Consider the following 16911-nt stretch of genomic DNA (forward strand, 5'->3'; position numbering starts at 1 on the left):
GATGCTTCCCGCGGACCACCGACCCCCGAGGAGGAACGTTCGTGATCAGGGTGCTGCTCGCCGACGACGAGGCGATGATCCGCGCGGGTGTGCGGGCCATCGTGGAGAGCGACCCGGACATCGAGGTGGTGGCCGAGGCGGCGGACGGACGCGAGGCCGTGGAACTCGTCCTCGCCCACCGCCCCGACGTCGCCCTGCTCGACATCCGCATGCCCCGGATGGACGGCCTGGCCGCCACGGCCGAACTCCGCAAGCTCGCGCCGGACACCCGGGTCGTCATCCTGACCACCTTCGGCGAGGACGAGTACATCGCCCAGGCGCTCGGTGACGGGGCCGCCGGGTTCCTGCTCAAGGCCGGTGACCCGCGCCAGCTCATCTCCGGAGTGCACGCCGTCGCGGACGGTGGCGCCTACCTGTCCCCACACGTGGCACGGCAGGTGATCAGCCGGATCGGTTCCGGGAGGGCGGCCAGGGAGGCCGCCGCCGCCGAACGTCTGGCCGAACTCACCGATCGCGAACGTGAGGTGCTCGCCCTGGTCGGCACGGGGTTGTCCAACGCCGACATCGCCGGACGGCTCTTCCTGGTGGAGGGCACCGTCAAGAGCTACGTGAGCGCCATCCTCGGCCGGTTGGGGATGAAGAACCGGGTCCAGGCCGCCATCCTCGCCTACGAGGCGGGCCTGGTGGAGCGGGACGCCGACGACGGTGGGAGGCTCGGGCCCGGGCCGACGTGAGCGCCGAGATCGAACGGCCGCGTCAGACCTGCGACGAGGGCCGGCTTCTCCGGTCGAGCATCGGCCGGTGCTTGGGCCTGCGCAACCCCGAGGCGCGCAGCCGGGTGACCAACTCGCGTCCGCTGACGTGTTCGGCGCCGAGCGCCACCGCCCGGGCGTGTACGTGCTCGGGGATGTCGTAGTGGTCCCGTTCGAAGGCGCGCTCGGGAACCCCGAGCTCGCGGGCGAAGGCGTGCAGTTCGTCGAGGGACACGTCGCTGACCAGGTGTGCGAAGCGCCATCCGCGTGGACCGGGCCAGACCGGGCTGTCGACCAGGACGCTCACGACGCCTCCGGTGCGGTCACCGCGCGCCAGGGCACCGGACTGGACATGACCATGGTGCTGGAGGGCCGACCGTGCTCGGCGAGCTGGTCGATGACCTCCTCGAAGTGCTCCATGGAGCGCACCGCGATGAGCAGGAAGCAGCAGGCGTCACCGGTGACCCGGTGGACCTGGAGGATCTCGGGCAGCTCCAGCGAGGACCGTTCGCGCAGCAGGCAGTGGGCGCCGAAGCACTCCATCCGGACCAACGCCGTCACCGGCAGCCCGGCGGCGGCCGGGTCGACGTGCGCGTGGTAGCCGGTGATGACCCCGCGGTCGGTGAGCCTGCGGACACGGTCGGCCACGGCGGGCGCCGAGAGGTTGACCCGGCGGGACAGCTCGTTGAACGACAGACGCCCGTCCTGTTGGAGCTCGTGGAGGATCCGCTGGTCAACGCCGTCCAACGGGAGGGGAGTGTGTGGGGCCATGCTTTTCGTTCCCAAGGTCGAGATCGGTTTCCAGTAATGAATGTAAACCCGATGGGGGATCCGCGTTACCATCGGCCATTCCTTCCCTGGGTGATATGTCCGATCATGTGAGCTCACGTTCACGGCGCCGTGCACGGCGGAACCCGGTGGCGCCGCAGGGCGTGCGAACACCGAAGCCACGCCGTACCCGAGGGGTAGAGACCATGCTCTCCAACACGTCCGTCCAGCAGTGCCCCTACGCACCCGCCGAGGGCGGCGCGCAGGACGTCGCGACGGCCCGGGCCCGCAAGGCCGAGAGCAACAAGGGCGAGCCGACCCTGGCCTTCGACCACAACACCCCCTACGTCGACTACGTGGGCATCGACACCCTGCTCGACCTGGAGCGACCTCGCACCGAGGAACCCGCCGAGTCCGCGTTCATCGTCACCACCCAGGTCATGGAGCTGCTCTTCCCCCAGGTACAGCGACGGTGGGAGACGGCCCGCGACGCCCTGGAAGCCGACGACGTACCCGCGGCCCTGGTCGCGCTGCGCGGCGCGTGCAACGTCCAGGACGTACTCAACTCCTCCTGGGGGCTGCTCTCCGACATGACCCCCACCCAGTTCAACCGGTTCCGGGACGCCTTCGGCGAGGCCTCGGGCTTCCAGTCCTACGGCTACCGAAAGCTGGAGTTCCTCCTCGGCAACAAGTCCGCCGCCATGATCCGCCCGCACAAGGGCATGACCGGTGTGGCCGCCGAACTCGCCGAGATCCTGGAACGCCCCGGTCTGTACGACGCCGCGCTGCGCCTGCTGGGCCGACGCGGTCTGCCGGTCCCCACCACGGTCACCGAGCGCGACTGGACCGGTGAGTACGAACCCTCCGCCGAGGTCGAGCGCGTCTGGCTGGGGGTCTACGAGGACGACCGTCCAGGCAACGACCTGTTCCTGCTGGCCGAGGGACTGCTGGACGTCGCCGAGCGGGTCACCCGGTGGCGTCACCTGCACTTGATGGCGGTGAAGCGCACCATGGGGGGTAAGCCCGGCAGTGGCGGGTCCAACGGACTGAACTGGTTGGCCCGCAACGTCGAGAAGGACGTCTTCCCCGAGCTGTGGTCGCTGCGCAGCACGGTCTGACGTCGACCCGAACCTTTCGAGCCACCCCGGCCCACCGGATCTATGTAGGAAGCGGGACCCGATGACACCCACCACCCGTGAGGACTGCGCCGCGCTGGACGCGGCCGACCCCCTCGCCCACCTCCGCGAGGAGTTCGTCCTCCCCGAAGGGGTGATCTACCTCGACGGGAACTCGCTGGGCGCGCTGCCGCGTTCCACCCCCGGCCGGGTGGCCGACATGATCGAGCGCGAGTGGGGACAGGACCTCATCCGTAGCTGGAACGACGCCGGCTGGTGGGACAAGCCGCGCACATTGGGCGCGAAGGTGGCCCCTCTGGTGGGCGCCGACCCCGACGAGGTGATCGTCGGCGACGGAACCTCCGCCAATTTGTTCAAGTGCCTGGTCACGGCGTTGCGCCTGTCCGGCCGATCGGTCGTGTTGGGGGAGGCCGGCAACTTCCCCACGGACCTGTACGTCACCGAGGGCGCCGTCTCCCTGACCGGCGCCCGCCAGCGCCGGATCGACCCGGACGGCCCCGCGTTGGCCGCCGAACTCGCCAGGGGCGACGTGGGCGTCGTGCTGTTGAGCCACGTGGACTACCGCAGTGGCGTGCTGCGCGACATGGCCGGCATCACCCGAATGGCCCACGAACACGGCGCCTTGGTGGTCTGGGACCTGTGCCACAGCGCCGGAGCCGTCCCCATGGACCTGTCCGGCCAGGACGTGGACTTCGCCGTGGGGTGTACGTACAAGTACCTCAACGGCGGTCCCGGCGCGCCCGCGTTCCTGTACGCGGCCCGTCGCCACCACACCACGGCGGAGCAGCCGCTGAGCGGCTGGCACGGTCACGCCCGCCCCTTCGACTTCACCCCCGAATACGAGCCCTCCCCGGGCGTCTCCCGGTTTCTCAGCGGCTCACAGCCCCTGGTGGCGGACGCCGCGCTGGAGGCGGGGCTGGACGTGTGGGCCAAGGCCGACATGGCAGGGGTGCGGGCCAAGAGCCTGGCCATGACCGACCTGTTCTTGGCCCGTGCGGCTTCGGTGGGACTGTCCTCGATCACCCCGGCCGAACACGATCGTCGTGGCAGTCAGGTGTCCCTGCTCGAACCGGAGGAGGGCGCCGGGTATCCGATCGTGCAGGCGCTTATCGAACGCGGCGCGATCGGTGACTTCCGGTCCCCCGACGTCATGCGGTTCGGGTTCACGCCGCTGTACCTGCGTTACGTGGACGTCTTCGACGCGGCCGCCCACCTGGTGGAGGTCGTGGAGTCGGGTGAGTGGCGAGACGAGCGCTTCAACCGGAGGTCACAGGTCACCTGACCCGGATGACCCGGAATCGACTCCCCGGTGGGACGACCCACCGGGGAGTTCTTTACGTCCGATGGACCTCGACCGATGTGACCTGACCCCGGGCCGGCATGGACTTGCGTGTCCTTTACCACGACAGGCCCCTCCGAAGTCACGTCCGACATATGCGGCGTGTCGTGACCTACCGGCCGTTATGAGGGCTTTGAGAGGGGTTCCGGGTGGTCTCGCGCCATGTATCTCGGTTTATGGCGAGGGTCACCATCGGGCCCCTTCGCCGCCCTCGTTCAGACCCTGGGTCCCCTGTGGTCAGGGGTTTTTCGTGGTTTCAGGCCCTTTGTCGGGTGGCGTCATAAGGTAATTGCACGAATGCCGACCGTCATTTTACCCAGAATCCTTCGGTACTTTGCCAACCGCTGGGTTAGTGTCCTTCGTGACCGGTTCGTTATTGATCTTTAACGAGCCGGTGCCGAGCCCTTGACCGGCCACAGGCCGGAAGGGAAGACGAGGCCTTCTTTTCGTCTCAGGGAACGAGCCGCGCGAATCCAAGTGCCGGCTGTTACGGCGGAGCCGATCCGGCCCCCCGTTCCCACCCGCCGCTCGCCGCCGGCGACGCGGGAAGCCCCATGACCTGATCTCACCCACCGTGTGCCGCTCCGCGTGCCCCCGTGTGCCCCGACCTGTCCTGGGCGGCCTTCTCGGCCCTGTCACCAACCTGGCTGATAATCCATGAGCAACGACACTCCCATCCAGTACGGCGAAGTCACCGCGACCTATTTCTGGGACGACGGTTCCGGCATCAACGGTGACACGGGTGCGCCCGCAGGTGGCGAGCCCATGCAGAAGGGGCTCTTCTCCAGCCCCAGTTGGCCGTTGGGTACCGAGGGCTACATCGAGTACGAGGGTGAGCAGCACGAGTTCTTCATCGGCGACCGCGGTCCCGGTGAGCCCTCCAACGACTGTGACGTCCTCCTGGACATCGACGGCAAGACCTTCGCCGACATGATGGGCGAGGAGTGGAACGACGAGACCCTCGTCGTCGACGGCGGCAACGGTCACGCCGAGGTCGAGTACTTCATCACCGAATGGGGCGACGGCAACGGTGAAGAGGGCGCCCCCCACCCCTTCCAACAGCCCGACAACAAGTGCGAGAACGCCGTCGCCCCGGTCCCCGAGGAGCACCTGCCCCAGGAGGAAGAGGAAGAGGAGGAGCCCGAGGAAGAGCAGGCCGAGAAGGAGTCCGAGGACTCCTCCGAGAAGCAGGACGAGCAGGAGACCGAGGAAGAGGAGCAGCAGGACGCCGCTCCCGCGACCTCCGAGGACGAGGGCCAGGACGACGGCGTCACCGCCGAGACCGCGGCCAACGACCTGTCCGGCTTCGGGCTGATGAACGCCGAGGGCACCCCTTCGGCCGCCGGCCTGCTGACCCTGGCGATCATCCCCGCCATCCTCATCGCGCTGGCCTTCGCCTGGATCCGTCGTCCCTCAGGCGCCCACGCCGGTGCCACCGACGACAGCGGCAAGGGACTCATGGCCGAGAGCGACGGCCGTCACGGCATCGCCTCGTTCATCGACCGTCTGCGTGGCAAGGACAAGTAGCCGAGACCACCACCCCGGACGGTTCACCGGAGAGTGGGCAGAGGAAGGGTCGCGCGTATCGCGCGGCCCTTCCTCACATGTCGCCGAGCAGAAGTTCGGGGCGCTCCACGCAGTCGGCCACCCAACGCAGGAAACCGCCCGCGACACCGCCGTCGCACACACGGTGGTCGAAGGCCAGGGTGAGCTCCACCACCGGGCGCGGCACCACGTCGTCGCCCACCACCCACGGACGACGCAGGATCCGACCCAGGCCGAGGATCGCCACCTCGGGGTGGTTGATCACCGCCGCCGAGCCGTCCACCCCGAACACCCCGTAGTTGTTGACGGTGAAGGTCCCGCCGGACAACTCGCCGGGGCCGAGGGAACCGGAGCGCGCCGCCTCGGCGCGCTCGCCCAACCGCGCCGACAACTCACGGGTGGTGAGGCGGTGCGCGTCGGCGAGCACCGGGACCACCAGGCCGCGCGGAGTCTGCGCGGCGAACCCCAGGTGCACCGCGTCGAAGCGCACGGTCTCACCGCGTTCGGTGTCGAAGTGACCGTTGAGTTCGGGGAAGCGGGCCAGACCCAGCAGCGCGAACCGGGCAACCAGGCCCAGTACGCTCACCGGCCGGTCCGGCGCCGCCTCGTTGAGCCGTGAACGCAGCTCCATCATCGCGCCGGCGTCGGCGTCCACCCACACGGTGGCCTCCGGGATCTCCCGGCGTGAACGCGACAGTCTTTCGGCCATGGTCCGGTGCGCGCCCCGCAACGGCGCACGGTGCACCCCGGGTTCCTCGGACGTGCGGGGCGGTGGGGCAGAGGCGATCCGAGACTCCACGTCCCGGCGCAGCACCAGCCCGTTCTCTCCGCTGCCGCGCAACGCGGACACGTCGACGCCGTGCTCCCGTGCCAGCCGTCGGACCAGGGGCGATATCACCCTGGTCGGCCCATCGGAGGTCGTGGGCGAGCCGTCGATCGCCGTTGATCGAGGCGGCCCGCCCGACCCGCGGGCGGCGCGACGCGAGGGCCGCGCGCCCGTTCCCGTGCCGTAGCCCACCAGGACGGCACCCGAATCCGCGCTGTGGTCGGCGGCGCCGTTGCCGCCCGCGGAGTCCGGGACCTCCCGTGTGCTCGGCACGGTGGTCCGAGGGTCGCCACCCGCCCCGGAGGGTCGGGCGGGGGCGACGGAGATGAGCGGAGCGCCGACGGCGACGACCGCGCCGACCGCTCCGTGCAGTTCGGTGACGACGCCACCGAAGGGACAGGGGACCTCCACGGTGGCCTTGGCGGTCTCCACCTCGGCGACCGGCTGGTCCACGACGATCTCGTCGCCCGCGCTCACCAGCCACGACACGATCTCGGCCTCGGTCAACCCCTCACCCAGGTCGGGGAGTTCGAAGGTGCTCACCGGTCCTCCACCCACTCCGACTCCCACTGCAGGCGGTCCACGGCGGCCAGGATCCGGTCGACCCCGGGCAGGTGGTGTTCCTCCAGCTTCGGTGGGGGATAGGGGACGTCCCACCCACCCACGCGCAGTACCGGGGCCTCCAGGTGGTGGAAGCACTGTTCGGTGACGCGCGCGGCGACCTCGGCCCCGTAGCCGCCGAAGACCGAAGCCTCGTGCACCACCACGGCGCGGCCGGTCCGGCGTACCGAAGCGGTCACGGTGGCGTCGTCGAACGGGGCCAGTTGACGCAGGTCCACCACCTCCAGGTCGCGCCCCTCGCCGGCGGCGGTCTCGGCGGCCTCCAGAGCTGTGGCCACCATGGGGCCGTAGACGATCAGGGTGGCGTCGGAGCCGGACCGTCGTACCACCGAACGCTCCATGGGTTCGGTGCGTACGGGCAGTTCGACGGCCTCCTTGGCCCAGTAACGGCGCTTGGGTTCGAGGAACAGCACCGGGTCGTCGCAGTCGATGGCCTCGCGCAGCATCGAATAGGCGTCCGCGGGCGTGCCCGGGGTGACCACCCGCAGTCCGGGGGTGTGCGTGTAATAGGCCTCGGAGGAGTCGCTGTGGTGCTCCACTCCGCCGATCCCACCGCCGTAGGGGACACGGATCACCACGGGCAGCGTCACCGCGCCGCGCGTCCGGTTGCGCATCTTCGCCAGATGTGAGGTGACCTGCTCGAACGCGGGATAGGCGAAGGCGTCGAACTGCATCTCCACCACGGGCCGTAGCCCGTACGCGGCCATCCCGATCGCGGTGCCCACGATCCCCGACTCGGCCAGGGGCGAGTCGAAACAGCGCTCCTCGCCGAAGGCCGCCGTCAGCCCGTCGGTCACCCGGAACACCCCGCCCAACGGTCCGACGTCCTCGCCGTAGACCAGCACGTTCGGGTCGGCGGCCAAGGCGTCGTGCAGGGCACGGTTCAGGGCCGCGCCCATGGTGGTCTCGGAGGTGGGGAACGTGTGCGCCATCAGACCTCCCGCAACTCCTCGGCGAGCTCGCTCCGTTGCCGCTCCAGCACCGGCGGGACCTCGGCGTAGACGTCGGTGAACAGGGACGCGGGGTCGAGTCGGTCCTCGCCCGCCATCCGGTCGCGGACCACGGTGGCGACCCGTTCGGCGTCGCGTTCGTAGACCTCCAGGAGTCCGTCGTCGACGATCTGCTCGTTGCGCAGCAGCGTCTCCATACGGATCAACGGGTCACGCTCGACCCAGTACGCCACCTCGCCGTCGTCGCGGTACCGCTGCGGGGCGTCGGCGTTGGTGTGCGGATCGACCCGGTAGGTGAGCGCCTCCACGATGGCCGGGCCGCCGCCCGCGCGGGCCTCGGCCAGGGCGTGGGCGACCACGGCGTGCACGGCGGCGGCGTCGTTGCCGTCCACGTGGTGGCCGCGCATGCCGTACCCCACCGCCTTGTGGGCCAGCGTGGGGGCCGCGCTCTGCCGGTGCAGCGGCACGCTGATGGCCCAGTGGTTGTTCTGGACCAGGAACACCACCGGGGTGTTCCACACGGCCGCGAAGTTGTAGGCCTCGTGGGCGTCGCCCTCGCTGGTGGCCCCATCGCCCATCAGGACCAGGGCGGCCACGTCGTGGCCCTTATGTCGGGCGGCGTAGGTGAGGCCGACGGCGTGCGAGGCGTTGGTGGCCAACGGGGTGCACTGCGGGGCGCAGCGGTAACGGGGCGGGTCGTAGCCGCAGTGCCAGTCCCCGCGGAAGAGTGTGAGCGTCTCCACCGGGTCCACGCCGTGCGTGATCATGGCGACGCTGTCGCGGTAGCTGGGAAAGAGCCAGTCCCGTTCGCCCAGGGCCAGCACCCCGCCCACCTGCGCGGCCTCCTGTCCGGTGGAGGACGGGTAGACCGCGAGCCGTCCCTGGCGAGCGAGGGTGCCGGCCTGCTGGTTGAAGCGGCGTCCGATGACCATCGCTCGGTGGAGTTCGGCGAGCACGGCGGGGTCGGGAGCGGTGAACGAGGAGTGTTCGCGACGGCCGCCGTGCCGGTCCACGAGGCGCACCGGTTCCTGGGAGGGCAGGGGAGGAACCGGACGAGTTCGCTCATCGGTGTGCTTCATGTCTTGAATATGAGCCGAATCACCCCATATTGTCGATCCCTCCACGCCGATGCTGGACGAATTGCTCGGCATGGTGCCCCCCGGTACAGAACATCTAATATGTCCATCACCTGGACGGTATGAGGTAAGACACATGGCCGTGCAGCTGGATGACACCGACCGTCGGATCATCGCCCTCCTTCGCGATGACGGTCGTATGTCGATCCGCGCCGTCGCCGAGCGCGCGCACATCTCCCGGGCCAACGCCTACTCCCGGCTCGAACGCCTCCGCAACGACGGGGTGATCAGGGGCTTCACCGCCGTCATCGACCCTGAGAAGTACGGCACCGCCCTGTCCGCCTACGTGTCGGTGCGCATCGAACAGCACTCCTGGGAACGATTTCGCGAATACCTGCGCGACATCCCCGAGGTCGACCACGCCGCACTCGTCTCCGGCGACGTCGACCTGCTCCTCCTCGTACGCGTCACCGACGCCGCGGCGCTGCGCACGTTCGTCCTCGAACGCCTCCAACGCCTGCCCGAGGTCAAGAGCACCCAGACCATGTTCATCCTGGACGAGCCACATCTACAGTGACCGCCACGTCCTACCCTGAAGGTATGGAATATCGAGTCGTCGACGCCTTCACCGACCGACCCTTCAAGGGCAACCCCGCGGCCGTACTCGTCCTGGACGGTCCCTACGACGAGGCATGGGCCCGGCGGGTGGCGGCCGAGTTCAACCTCTCCGAGACCGCCTTCACGCGCCCCCTGGCCGACGGCACGCGTGAACTGCGCTGGTTCACCCCCGAAGTCGAGATCGACCTGTGCGGGCACGCGACCCTGGCCACGGCACACGTGCTCACCGAACTCGGTGTCGAGGGGCCCTACCGCTTCAGCAGCCGCAGCGGTCCCCTCACCGTGACCGCGGAGGACGGGCGGCTGTGGCTGGACTTCCCCTCACGACCGGCCGAGAAGATCGACGCCCCCGAAGGACTCGCCGAACACCTGGGCGTGGAACCCCTCTGGGTCGGTCGCGGCGGAACCGACGACCTGCTCGTCGAGGTCGCCGACGAAGCCGCCGTCCGAGGCCTGGAGCCGAACCTGTACGGCCTGCGCGACATCCCCGCGCGTGGAATCATCGTGACCGCGCCCGGTACCGAGTACGACATGGTCTCCCGGTTCTTCGCCCCCGGTTCCGGCGTACCGGAGGACCCGGTGACCGGCAGCGCCCACACCGTGCTCGCGCCCTTCTGGGGCGAACGCCTGGGCCGCACCGAACTCACCGCCCACCAGGCCTCAGCGCGCGGCGGCGACCTGCTCCTGCGTTGGCGCGGCGACCGGGTCCACATCGGCGGGCACGCCGTCTCCGTCGCCACCGGCGACCTCAAGGTCTGAAAGGGATCCCCCATGGAGCAGTGGAACACCAGGGACGAGATCGTCGCCGGACTGACCCGACTGGAGGAGGAACATCCCGGTTGGGAGCGACCCGCCGCCTACGCCGTCGGTGTGCACCAAGGGGGCGAGACCGGTTTCACCCTGGTCAACGTCGGTGAGCGCCTCCTCCCCGCCATCGCCCTGGGGCGTGCCTGTGGGCACACCTCCGGAACCGCCACCTACGAGCTCACCCCCGAGCAGCTGGACACGGCCATCGCCGGTCTGTCCCCGGCCGTGGGGTGCACCGAGATGGAACACCCCAACCATCACCACTGGGTGGAGGTGTCGGAGCAACTCCGGGATGGTGGTGGTCGGGCCGTGGCGGTGTTCGTCGCGTCGCTGGATGACGCGCCCGTCGACGACCACGACCGCGCGTTCCGCACCACCATCTCCGGTACCGCTGGTGGCTGACCAGGGGTTGTTGGGCGGGTGTGGGGTGTGTGGGCGGGGCCCCGACCCGAGGCGCCCCACCAACCCACCCCACTCACTCACGCCACCCCTTCCGGGAGCCGACGTGTTGAGCCGACGCGGTCAGGGGAACGGGTCGGTGATGTGGAGGTCGCGATCAAGAAGGGCGGCGACCTCCGGGCCCTCCCCGGCCTCGACAAGAGCGAGCAGGCCCAGAAGCCGGCCACGGGCCTGGGCGAGCAAGTGGGGCAGATCCCGCAGGGGTATCTCGATGCGCTGTTCTCGGCCCTCCTGGGACAGGTGCACCTTGTCGCCTACGAATTCCTGGTCGACGCCGGGGTCGTGGCCCATCCACACGGGCAGTCGGTCCAGCAGGCCCAGCCAGGTTCGCCGGTACTCCAGGCCGCAGCAGCAGCCCGGGTTCACGCCCGTTCCGGAGGCGTGGACGGTGCGCAGGCCTCCCGGGACGAGGGTCATCTCCTCCGTGAGGAGTTCGCGCAGGCTCTCGACACCGTTGTAGTCGGTCCATTCGCGCAGAAAGATGGTCAGCTCGGTGGGGGAGAGGTCACCGGACAGCGGTAGGAAGGCTCCGTCAGGGAGCTCCAAGACCGGCTCGACGCGGATCATCTCGTGATCAGGGCGTGGATGTGGTCGGCCGCGTTCCGGGCGCCGTCGGTGTGGGCGAGGTGCTCGCGCAGGTCCTGGGCGCGGGCGCGCAGGGCCGGGTCGTGCAGGACCGCTTCGAAGGCGCGGCGGAGGGACTCTCCGTGGGCTTGTCGGGGGCTGAGCCCCACGGCGTTGCCGAAGCGTACACATTCGTCGACGTTCCAGCGTTGTTCGAACTGCAGGCCGATACCCACGAACGGTTTTCCGGAGGCGGCGGCGGTCTGCACGGTGCCCTCGCCGCCGTGGATGACGGAGACGTCGATCAGGTCGTCGAGCCGATGCGCCGGGAGCAGGTCGAACACGTGCACGTGCTCTCCGAGTTCCGGGTGGTCGTCGGGGACCAGGTAGCGGGCGACCGGGGCCAGGACGGTGACGGGCAGACGGGACAGCTCACGCAGGACGCGAAGGACGATGTCCCGGTTCGCCGAGCTGCCCATGGCGAAGTACACCACCGGGCGTTGACTCTTGCGGGCCTTGCGCACCAGGTGTGGCACCTCGGGCGGGAGTTCGTGGTCCAGGTGGGCGTAGACCGGCCCGACCCAGCGGTAGTTCGGCGGCAACAGGTAGGGGCGCAGCCGGATGGAGGCGACGAGGTTGAGGTCGCCGTCCAGCGCGTCGACGGTGCGCCGGGGCAGGCGCACGCCGTTCTCCTGGGCGATCCGGACCCAACCCCGGGGTTTGAGGGTGGTGTGCCGGGCGGTCTCGCGCAGGAGCCGGGCCGCGGTGGTGTTGACGGCGCGGGCGAGGCGACCGTGCCCCTGGACGACGGGCAGCGCGGAGGTTTGGCGCAGGTGCGGCCAGGAGTACGCGAACGGTTTGACGTAGACCAGGGGGACGCCGTCGGCGCGCGCGGACACGAACTGGCTGAGGGTACTGCCGATGACGGTCGCGGCCGGGCGCAGCAGGGCGTTGAGGGCGCGTTCGCTCTCCACCCGCTCCCGGAACATCTCGGGGGTGAAGGGGTGTTCGAGCCCGGCGCCCTGGTCGAAGCGGATCGCCTGGTCGGCCTGTTCCTCGCTGAGCGGGGGAGTGAGCGCGTGGTACTCGAACCCCGCCTCCTCGATCAGCCCCGCGTAGCGCTCGGAGTAACCGGCGAAGACGCACTCGTACCGGTCCCGCAGTCGACGGGCCACCTCGATCGCCCGCGTGGTCTCGGCGAGGTTGAAGGTCTCCGGGGCGAACAGGACCGTGTTCACGGCGGAACTCCTTGTCTGGAAGGGCCTCTAGGCAACGTAGTCGCCCGGTCCGCGACACGGCAACGTTGTCCACAGGCTCGGAGCGAGAACTTCTGGAAAGTCCTAACCTGGCGGGGCAGCGCAGTACACCGAACTGGGGGAAACGATGTCGGGACGTCAGGGGAACGGTCACCGAGGTGGCGGTGGCGGTGGCCGTGGGGGTGGTGGCCGCAGGCCCGAACCCGAACCCATCCGCGGCGTGCGCGACGACGCCCGTCTGTCCCAGGAACTGCTGAGGATGGACGGCGCCTCCTACGGGCGCTACAAGTCCCTCAAGGGCGACTGGGACTTCGGCGACTTCACCCTGACCGTGGAGCGGGTCCAGGCCGACCCGTTCGCCCCACCCTCGCGGGTGCGCATCCTCCGTCCCGACGCCGGGATCCCGAGCGGCGCCTACGCCGATCCGGTGCGCCGCCGGGCCACCGCCGACTTCCTCGGCCGGTTGGCCCGCCGCCGACTCAAGGGGTCGCTGCTGCGGATCGACACCGGGGGTCAGGAGGTCATCGCGCGTTCGTCCTGCCAGGTGGGCGCGGACGGTTCACTGGACCTGCGGATCGGCCTGGACCTGCCCGGGCACGGGCGGCGCATCGACGGCCGTACCGCCGAACGCGAGCTGTGCCGCACCGTCCCCGAGCTGGTCGACGACCTGGACTGGGAGGAGATCGACCAGGACGCCGCCCGTGCCTTCGCCGACAGTGTGGCCGACACCGTCGCGCTGCGCGCCTCTCTGGCCGAGCGCGGACTGGTGGCGTTCGTCGCCGACGGGGCGATCCTGCCCCGCCTCAGTGGGATCAGCGACGAACCCATGCGCGGCGAGGGCGTGGTCCCCTTCACCTCCCCGGACTCCCTACGGGTGAGCGTGGACCTGCCACACCGGGGCACGGTGACCGGGATGGGGGTGTCCGAGGGCATCACGCTGATCGTGGGCGGCGGCTTCCACGGCAAGTCGACCCTGCTGCACGCCCTGGAGCGCGGGGTGTACGACCACGTACCCGAGGACGGCCGGGAACTGGTGGTGACCAGGGACGACGCGGTGAAGATCCGCGCCGAGGAGGGTCGCCGGGTGGAGCGGGTGGACGTCAGCCCGTTCGTGCGCAACCTGCCCACCGGGGCGGACACCCGTGACTTCCGCACCGAGAACGCCTCCGGCTCCACCTCGCAGGCGGCCAACATCTGTGAGGCGGTGGAGATCGGCGCGCGCACCCTGCTGGTGGACGAGGACTCCACCGCCACCAACCTGATGATCCGAGACGAACGCATGCAGTCCCTGGTGCACGGAGACCGCGAACCCCTGGTGCCCTTCGTCGACCTGGTGCGCCCGCTGCGCCGAGAGCACGGGGTCTCGACCGTGTTGGTCATGGGCGGCAGCGGCGACTACTTCGACGTGGCCGACCACGTGATCATGTTGGACGCCTACCACCCGCACGACGTGACCGAACGTGCCCGGGACCTGGCCCGGGATCGTACCGACGCGGAGTTCGCGCTGCCACGCGCCCGCATCGTGGACCGCGCGTCGGTGGACGATCGCACCGACCGGGGGCGGTCCAAGCTCAAGCGACGCGACATGGACGTGCTGGTGTTCGGCGAGAGCGACATCGACGTGCGCGCGGTGGAGCAGTTCGTCGACGCCGGGCAGATCACCGGAGCGGGGCTGGCGTTGCGCGCCCTGGTGGCCGGTGGCCACCTGGACGGTGGGAGGACCCTGGCCGAGGCCCTGGACTCCCTGGAGGAGGGTCTGGCCGAGCGGGGCGTGACCCTGCTCGGTGAGGACTTCGCCGGGGACTACGCGCTGCCGCGCAGGCAGGAGATCGCAGCCGTCCTCAACCGGTTGCGGAGCATGCGGGTGGCCGAACAACGCTGAGTTCGCGCCGGGACCCGCCCGTGGGGTGGCCGCGGTGTGTCCGTGGTCACCCGGAGGGGGTCGAGGCCGGTCGTTGGTCGGGGCGGGTCGGTATTGTGGAAACGCAGGGTGCGGTAGCCCCGAAGGACATCGAAACGGAACATCTCGGACCGATGTCGGTGTGAGTGCCGTCCTGCGTTCCCGACCCCTTTGGAGACGAGAATCCGGTGCGTGACCCCGCAGATCTGTACCAACTCCATCCCGGTTTCGACGACGTCGCCGGGCAGGCGATGCTGGTCTGTTTGGACGGCTTCGTCGACGCCGGACACGCGGGACGTCAGATGGCCGAGTTGCTCTTCGAACGGTTCTCCGCCGAGGAGATCGCGACCTTCGACACCGACCGGCTCGTGGACTACCGCGACCGTCGCCCATCGATGACGTTCCGTGAGAACACCTGGATCGACTACACGGCGCCCAAACTGGCCCTGTACCGGATGCACGACGACGAGGGCGCGCCCTTCCTCGTCCTGCACGGCCCCGAGCCGGACCGTGAGTGGGAGCTGTTCGTCGCCGCCGTCCAGCGGCTGGTCGACCGTTTCACCGTCTCGCTGTCCGTCAGCACCCATGGGATCCCCATGGCGGTTCCGCACACCCGCCCGGTGACGGTCACCCCGCACTCCACCCGCCCCGAACTGGTCGCCGGTCACACACCCTGGATCGGTCGGGTCGAGGTGCCCGGCAGCGCCGTGTCGCTGCTGGAGTTCCGCCTGGGCGAGAGCGGCCACGACTTCATCGGCTACGCCGTCCACGTACCCAGTTACCTGTCCCAGTCCCAGTACCCGCGCGCGGCCATCGCGGCCCTGGGCTACGTCACCGGGGCCACCGGACTGGCCGTGTCCACCACCGAGGTGGAGGAGACGGCGGCCACCACCGATGTGGAGATCGCCGAGCAGGTAGCGTCCTCCGAGGAGATCCAGCGTGTGGTCACCAACCTGGAACGCCAGTACGACGACATCATGTCCTCGCGCTCCGAGGGCGACACCCCGGGCTCCCCGCTGGGCGAGGACGAAGTAGGCCTGCCCACCGCCGACGAACTCGGCGCGGAACTCGAACGCTTCCTCGCAGAGCGCGAGGGCGACGGAAACGGATAGCCGTGTTCTACCAGATCCTCTTCAGCTCGGTCCTTCGGCACATGGACGCCGAGAGGGCCCACAAGCTGAGTTTCGCCGCACTGCGCGGAGTCACCGCGATCCCCGGCGTGGCCGAGACCCTGACCCGGGTCCTGGGGCCGCGCGAGCCCGAGCTGACCGTGCACGCCCTGGGCCGGGACTTCCCCGGCCCCCTGGGCATGGCCGCCGGGTTCGACAAGAACGCGGAGAGCCCACGCGGCCTGGCCGCGCTCGGCTTCGGCTACGTGGAGGTGGGCACCGTCACCGCCCACCCGCAGCCCGGCAACCCACGGCCCCGCCTGTTCCGCCTGGTCGAGGACCGCGCCATCGTGAACCGGATGGGCTTCAACAACGAGGGTTCGGCCCTGGTCGCCGAGCGGCTGCACCACGAGCAGGCCCGTCTGGAGCGCCAGGCAGGCCGCGCAGGTCGGGAACGTCCCCTGCTCGGGGTCAACATCGGCAAGACCAAGGTCACCCCGGAGGCCGAGGCTCCCGCCGACTACGCGCTCAGCGCCCTACGACTGGCCCGCTACGCCGACTACATGGTCGTCAACGTCAGCTCGCCCAACACTCCCGGCCTGCGCAACCTCCAGGGCGTGGAACAGCTGCGCCCCCTGCTGGCCGCGGTCCGCGCGGCGTTGGTCGAGGCCGGCCGCCCCACGCTGCCGCTGCTGGTCAAGATCGCCCCCGACCTGGCGGACGAGGACGTCGACGCCGTCGCCGACCTGGCCCTGGCCGAGGGCCTGGACGGGATCATCGCCACCAACACCACCATCTCCCGGGAGGGGCTGGACGCCCCGGAGGAGCGGGTGACGGAGGCCGGCGCCGGCGGCCTGTCCGGTGCCCCGCTCAAGACGCGTTCCCTGGAGGTGCTGCGCCGGCTGCGCGCCAAGGTCGGCGACCGCGTCACCCTGGTGGCCGTCGGCGGTATCGAGACCCCTGAGGACGCCTGGGCGCGCATCCGCGCCGGGGCGACCCTGGTGCAGGGCTACACCGGTCTGATCTATGGCGGTCCGCTGTGGCCGCGCGGCATCCACCGTGGGCTGGCCCGCCTGGTGCGTGCCGCCGGTTACCGGTCGATCCAGGAGGCCGTGGGTGTGGACGCCCCGGCCCCCGCCCTGAAGGTGGTCCCGGAGACCACCGAGGCCGGCTGACGCCCGGGAC

At 70.0% G+C, this 16911-nt stretch carries 17 protein-coding genes; 10 read left to right on the forward strand and 7 right to left on the reverse strand.

Going from position 1 to position 16911, the window contains the following annotated elements; all coding sequences use genetic code 11:
* Positions 1–41 precede the first annotated feature (41 nt).
* On the forward strand, positions 42–734 hold the full coding sequence (locus ACWGKS_RS01620) for a response regulator transcription factor (RefSeq protein ID WP_358514726.1): 693 nt from the start codon (positions 42–44) through the stop codon (positions 732–734).
* A 22-nt stretch (positions 735–756) separates the two neighbouring features.
* On the opposite strand, the gene ACWGKS_RS01625 is transcribed toward ACWGKS_RS01620, so the two are convergent.
* Together ACWGKS_RS01625 and ACWGKS_RS01630 are read right to left on the reverse strand one after the other, a co-directional pair.
* Positions 757–1059 carry a DUF4031 domain-containing protein gene (locus tag ACWGKS_RS01625; RefSeq protein WP_358514728.1) on the reverse strand — a complete coding sequence of 101 codons (303 nt, stop codon included), beginning with the start codon at positions 1057–1059 and terminating at the stop codon, positions 757–759.
* Positions 1056–1523, reverse strand: a complete 468-nt coding sequence (locus ACWGKS_RS01630; RefSeq protein ID WP_358514730.1) for an Lrp/AsnC family transcriptional regulator — start codon at positions 1521–1523, stop codon at positions 1056–1058. The genes ACWGKS_RS01625 and ACWGKS_RS01630 overlap by 4 nt, the downstream gene beginning before the upstream one ends.
* Before the next feature lie 203 nt (positions 1524–1726).
* Here ACWGKS_RS01630 and ACWGKS_RS01635 point away from each other — a divergent pair, with 203 nt between their 5' ends.
* The 3 genes from ACWGKS_RS01635 (at position 1727) to ACWGKS_RS01645 (ending at position 5522) form a co-directional block, all read left to right on the forward strand.
* Entirely contained in the window at positions 1727–2638 is a 912-nt protein-coding gene (locus ACWGKS_RS01635) for a tryptophan 2,3-dioxygenase (protein WP_452521471.1), read from the forward strand.
* Positions 2639–2699: 61 nt separating this feature from the next.
* The gene (gene kynU, locus ACWGKS_RS01640; RefSeq protein ID WP_358514734.1) at positions 2700–3938 is read left to right on the forward strand and encodes a kynureninase; all 1239 of its coding nucleotides are present in this window, start codon (positions 2700–2702) and stop codon (positions 3936–3938) included.
* Between the two features lie 714 nt (positions 3939–4652).
* On the forward strand, positions 4653–5522 hold the full coding sequence (locus ACWGKS_RS01645) for a hypothetical protein (protein WP_358514736.1): 870 nt from the start codon (positions 4653–4655) through the stop codon (positions 5520–5522).
* A 73-nt stretch (positions 5523–5595) separates the two neighbouring features.
* Here the strand turns inward: ACWGKS_RS01645 and ACWGKS_RS01650 are convergent, their stop codons facing one another.
* Genes ACWGKS_RS01650 through ACWGKS_RS01660 form a run of 3 tightly spaced genes read right to left on the reverse strand, consistent with a single transcriptional unit; the run spans position 5596 to position 9016 of the window.
* Positions 5596–6909, reverse strand: coding sequence for a dihydrolipoamide acetyltransferase family protein (locus ACWGKS_RS01650; RefSeq protein ID WP_358514738.1), 1314 nt, complete (start codon positions 6907–6909; stop codon positions 5596–5598).
* Entirely contained in the window at positions 6906–7919 is a 1014-nt protein-coding gene (locus ACWGKS_RS01655) for an alpha-ketoacid dehydrogenase subunit beta (RefSeq protein WP_358514740.1), read from the reverse strand. The genes ACWGKS_RS01650 and ACWGKS_RS01655 overlap by 4 nt, the downstream gene beginning before the upstream one ends.
* Positions 7919–9016, reverse strand: a complete 1098-nt coding sequence (locus ACWGKS_RS01660) for a thiamine pyrophosphate-dependent enzyme (protein ID WP_358514743.1) — start codon at positions 9014–9016, stop codon at positions 7919–7921. The genes ACWGKS_RS01655 and ACWGKS_RS01660 overlap by 1 nt, the downstream gene beginning before the upstream one ends.
* 133 nt (positions 9017–9149) lie before the next feature.
* On the opposite strand from ACWGKS_RS01660, the gene ACWGKS_RS01665 reads away from it, so the two are divergent.
* From ACWGKS_RS01665 to ACWGKS_RS01675, 3 genes are read left to right on the forward strand one after another with little or no spacing between them, the layout of a single operon-like run.
* Complete coding sequence (locus tag ACWGKS_RS01665; protein WP_358514745.1) at positions 9150–9590, forward strand: Lrp/AsnC family transcriptional regulator; 441 nt, start codon at positions 9150–9152, stop codon at positions 9588–9590.
* 23 nt (positions 9591–9613) lie between these two features.
* A complete protein-coding gene (locus ACWGKS_RS01670; RefSeq protein ID WP_358514747.1) occupies positions 9614–10390 on the forward strand; it encodes a PhzF family phenazine biosynthesis protein in 777 nt (258 codons plus the stop codon).
* A gap of 12 nt (positions 10391–10402) precedes the next feature.
* The gene (locus tag ACWGKS_RS01675; protein ID WP_452455929.1) at positions 10403–10840 is read left to right on the forward strand and encodes a hypothetical protein; all 438 of its coding nucleotides are present in this window, start codon (positions 10403–10405) and stop codon (positions 10838–10840) included.
* Between the two features lie 120 nt (positions 10841–10960).
* Here ACWGKS_RS01675 and ACWGKS_RS01680 read toward each other — a convergent pair whose 3' ends face one another.
* Entirely contained in the window at positions 10961–11464 is a 504-nt protein-coding gene (locus ACWGKS_RS01680; protein ID WP_452521476.1) for a hypothetical protein, read from the reverse strand.
* Complete coding sequence (locus tag ACWGKS_RS01685) at positions 11461–12699, reverse strand: glycosyltransferase (protein ID WP_452455931.1); 1239 nt, start codon at positions 12697–12699, stop codon at positions 11461–11463. The genes ACWGKS_RS01680 and ACWGKS_RS01685 overlap by 4 nt, the downstream gene beginning before the upstream one ends.
* Before the next feature lie 145 nt (positions 12700–12844).
* On the opposite strand from ACWGKS_RS01685, the gene ACWGKS_RS01690 reads away from it, so the two are divergent.
* The 3 genes from ACWGKS_RS01690 to ACWGKS_RS01700 all read left to right on the forward strand — a co-directional run bounded on the left by ACWGKS_RS01690 (position 12845) and on the right by ACWGKS_RS01700 (position 16901).
* On the forward strand, positions 12845–14599 hold the full coding sequence (locus ACWGKS_RS01690) for an ABC-ATPase domain-containing protein (protein WP_358514756.1): 1755 nt from the start codon (positions 12845–12847) through the stop codon (positions 14597–14599).
* Positions 14600–14805: 206 nt separating this feature from the next.
* A complete protein-coding gene (locus tag ACWGKS_RS01695; protein WP_358514758.1) occupies positions 14806–15729 on the forward strand; it encodes a proteasome assembly chaperone family protein in 924 nt (307 codons plus the stop codon).
* A complete protein-coding gene (locus ACWGKS_RS01700) occupies positions 15726–16901 on the forward strand; it encodes a quinone-dependent dihydroorotate dehydrogenase (RefSeq protein ID WP_358514765.1) in 1176 nt (391 codons plus the stop codon). The genes ACWGKS_RS01695 and ACWGKS_RS01700 overlap by 4 nt, the downstream gene beginning before the upstream one ends.
* Positions 16902–16911: the final 10 nt, after the last annotated feature.

The sequence above is a fragment of the Nocardiopsis sp. NPDC055879 genome (assembly GCF_053615935.1).